Here is a 3,343-nt window from a genome sequence, read left to right as displayed (position 1 = left end):
GCGTCGTGATCCACCCTGCTGGCCGTCCCATGCAACACCACCTCGATCAAGGTGTTGCGACGACCGATGGAATCCACCCAGTACACGAGTTTCCGGCTCGCTGAGCACCTGGACGCCGCCGGCATCGCAGCCTCGATCGGATCCGTCGGCGACGCCTACGACAACGCCCTGATGGAATCCACCATCGGCCTCTACAAAACGGAGCTGATCAAGCCCGGCCGCCCCTGGAAGACCCTCTCCCAGATCGAGCTCGCCACAGCCGAGTGGACTGACTGGTACAACCACCGACGACTCCACGGTGAGATAGGCCACGTCCCACCCGTCGAATACGAGACCGCCCACTACCTCACAACCACAAAACCCCAGGTCAAAGCCACAACCTGAGATCTCCACCGAACCCGGGGCGGTTCACCCCGGACTGCTCGCCGCGTTCGGAGCCGGCGCCTTCATCGGAGTGAACGCAGCCGGTCGTATGGCCGACGGTCAGTTCCGGCAGGGTTTGGTCCTCGCGATGTGGGCGCTGCCTGTCGGGTGGGCGGTGCTGGCCATGACCAGCACGCAGACAACACCACTCTTCATCGTCGCGGTCGTCCAGGGCGGGCTGTCGTTCGGAATCGGATCGACCCTCGTCAACCGTGTCATGCATGTCGCGGCCGATGCCCCGTCCCTGAACGGGTCGTTCGCCACTGTGGCGCTGAACGCCGGTGCGTTCCTGGGACCGCTGCTCGCAGGCGCCGCGACTGGGGCGACGGGTGACTACCGAGATGCCGCCTGGGTCAGCGCTGCCCTTGCCGCCACCGCAATTGCGGTTACTGCCGCCTCGCGCCTGAGTGCTGCTCGCGGAGAACGTGAAGGAAGTACGGTGACGCGCCGCAGCGCCCTGTGAGTGTCCGGGTCGCGACCAGCCGGTCGCGACCCGGTTCTCGATGCCGTCAGCTGCGCTGGTTCAGAGCTCTGGTGAGGTCCCGGTTGGCCGCTCGCGCGGCTTCGAGGTCCGACCGGGTCTCATCGAGCGTGCTGGTCAGCTCGACGTTCTGCTGCTCCAATCTGGTTATTCCGCGTTGGAGTTCGTCGATATCGGCCGGGGCACCCAGCCCCGACTCCCGCCAGGCTTGAGCGCCCAATGTTTGTGACAGTCGCTTCTCCAACTGCTGGACGCGGGCGGCCAGGCGAGTGTTGCGGGCCTGGGCATTGGCGAGATCGGCCTGGAGCGAGGCCCGGCTCACCGGCGACCCGCCGGCCGGGTCCTGAGCCGCCGGTTCGAGTTCGGCGGCGTGGACGATTTCGAGCAAGTCGCGGTGACGATAGAGGAGCTGCGGTCGACTCCGGCTTGCCGGGCGATGGCCGACACGCTGATCGGGGTTCCGCTCTTCGCGGCGTTCTTCACCGCTGTAGCCACCCGCTGGCGGCGACGCTCGGTGTAGTCCAGCATCGCCTGTGCTTTGCGCCAGACGTTGATGCAACAACTCGCCACAAAGCCACACCCCCCGAGAAACTGCCCGAATGCCCGGCGCTTGACCGGGATCACGCACCGTTGGCCCCAAGGTCACTCGTCCCAGTCGAATGTGAACCGGCCTGTGGCGCTGTCGCGGCTGACGTTGCATGGGCGGGGTGTCAGAGAGAATTCCGCCGCGGCCCACCCGGCGATCGCCGGGGCGAGAGCCTCCTCCACGTAGTCGACCTCGACGATCTCCAGGGCGCGGACCGAGATGACGATGTAAGGGCTGGTCTCGATGCGCTCGATGGCGCTGGACACCTTTCTCAGGCCGAGCTGCAAGTAGGCGACTTCGTGTTCGTTGAGCGCCAACCGGTTCCCGTGGAAGGTGTCGCTGACTTCGGAAGCGTTCAGCCGGACTCGGTCGCTGACGGGGATGCCCCTGACCGGCAGGTTCGTCGGGCGGGTGGCCTCGGCCGCGATCCCGAGGAACAGCCCGAAGCCGTTTCTCTGCACTCTGTAGCGATAGGTCCTCATGGTCCCTCAGTGGTCCTGGGTCTGGTGCCGGTTGATGGATGCGATTTCACGGCTGTGGAAGCCGGCCCTGCGGCTGACCTCTGCTGGGTGCGCTGGCGCTCTTGGCCCAGATCGTAGGTCCAGCAGCGGTCGAAGTCGCCGTTGGCGAGCAGTGCCTGGAGTTTCCGGACGACTTCGGCACCGGCGCTGCGCCCGGCCGTCGACGCTTCGTCCGACAAATTCGCTACCCGGCGGCCGGAACGCCGTGATACACAACCGACGTGCAAAACATCATGGAGTTCCCCGAGGTCCTGCGGCTGATCGAGGACCGCTCGGCCGCGTTCCGCGCCGCGATCGCGTCCGCCCCTGACCTTGACGTCCAGGTCCCGACCTGCCCGGACTGGACGCTGCGCGAACTGGCGCAGCACCTCGGCGACGGCCGCCGCCGCCAGGCCGCCATCGTCGCGGCGGGCCCGGGCGCTGAGCCCCCGGCGAAGACGGACCCGAAGGGCGCCCCGACCGCGCCCCGCGACCGCGAAGCCCTGGACGCCTGGCTCGCCGAGTCGACCGAGCTCATGCTCGACGCGATGCGCGAGGCCGGCCCGGACCGCGGCTGCTGGACCTGGTGGGGCCGCTCGCAGGCCCCGGAGACCAGCGGAGCCGTGGCCCGGCACCAGATCCAGGAGATCGCCGTCCACACCTACGACGCCCAGCTCACCCAGGGCGCCGCACAGCCGCTGCCGACGGACGTCGCGGTCGAGGGCGTCGACGAGTTCCTGACGACCGTCTCGGCGACGACCGTCCCCTGGCCGTTCAAGCCGGCGACCATCGACCTGCACACGACCGAGGGCCGCTCCTGGCGCCTGACCCTCAACGCCGACGGCGTCCGCTGCGACGACCTCGCCGCCGACGCGGAGCCGGGCGACATGGCGATGCGAGGCGCAGCGAGCGAACTGGTCCTCTACTTCTACGCGCGCGTCCCGCTCGACGGCCTGGAGAACACCGGCGACACCGAGCCGATGGAGCAGCTCGCAGACTGGGACCCGACCGCGTAAAACGCGCACTTGTGACGCTCTGTCGGTCGTGCGCGCGCTCCTGCGGGCGGCTCGCGCTCGACTGGGGGACAGTGCGCGGCGGGTGCGGATTGCTGGGACTGACCTCGTAGATCGAGCAGCGAGTCGGTAGCGGGCCCGGTGGTTGCGCTCGTGCTCTTGGTCGAGGTAACCCCGGCGCATACCGGCGGAAGAGCTGAACCGACCGCGAGAACCGGCGCTGGGGCGGACGACCGGCGAAAAGTGGCTCTCCTGCTTGATGTGTGGGTCAGGCTGTCGCGGGTTGGCGTCCAGGGAGGGTGGGGCGAGGGCCCGCCAGGGTGAGCATGACCAGGGCGAT

At 68.3% G+C, this 3,343-nt stretch carries 5 protein-coding genes; 3 read left to right on the top strand and 2 right to left on the bottom strand.

Annotated elements, in window-relative coordinates; all coding sequences use genetic code 11:
* Positions 1 to 66 precede the first annotated feature (66 nt).
* Complete coding sequence (locus ACIG5E_RS39220) at positions 67 to 384, top strand: integrase core domain-containing protein (RefSeq protein WP_396542068.1); 318 nt, start codon at positions 67 to 69, stop codon at positions 382 to 384.
* Positions 385 to 472: 88 nt separating this feature from the next.
* A complete protein-coding gene (locus ACIG5E_RS39215) occupies positions 473 to 886 on the top strand; it encodes a Cmx (RefSeq protein WP_396542066.1) in 414 nt (137 codons plus the stop codon).
* A 46-nt stretch (positions 887 to 932) separates the two neighbouring features.
* Here the strand turns inward: ACIG5E_RS39215 and ACIG5E_RS39210 are convergent, their stop codons facing one another.
* Positions 933 to 1,292 (bottom strand): hypothetical protein, encoded by a 360-nt coding sequence (locus tag ACIG5E_RS39210; RefSeq protein WP_396542064.1) that lies wholly within the window; start codon positions 1,290 to 1,292, stop codon positions 933 to 935.
* A gap of 254 nt (positions 1,293 to 1,546) precedes the next feature.
* Complete coding sequence (locus tag ACIG5E_RS39205; RefSeq protein ID WP_396542062.1) at positions 1,547 to 1,972, bottom strand: hypothetical protein; 426 nt, start codon at positions 1,970 to 1,972, stop codon at positions 1,547 to 1,549.
* Between the two features lie 260 nt (positions 1,973 to 2,232).
* Between ACIG5E_RS39205 and ACIG5E_RS39200 the strand changes: the two genes are divergently transcribed.
* The gene (locus ACIG5E_RS39200) at positions 2,233 to 3,006 is read left to right on the top strand and encodes a maleylpyruvate isomerase family mycothiol-dependent enzyme (protein WP_396542060.1); all 774 of its coding nucleotides are present in this window, start codon (positions 2,233 to 2,235) and stop codon (positions 3,004 to 3,006) included.
* The last annotated feature ends 337 nt before the right edge of the window (positions 3,007 to 3,343 follow it).

The organism is Kitasatospora sp. NPDC053057, assembly GCF_044546945.1.
In the GTDB taxonomy this organism is placed as follows: domain Bacteria; phylum Actinomycetota; class Actinomycetes; order Streptomycetales; family Streptomycetaceae; genus Kitasatospora.
Note: the sequence above shows the minus strand (reverse complement) of the source record. Positions and strands in the feature narration are given on the sequence as shown.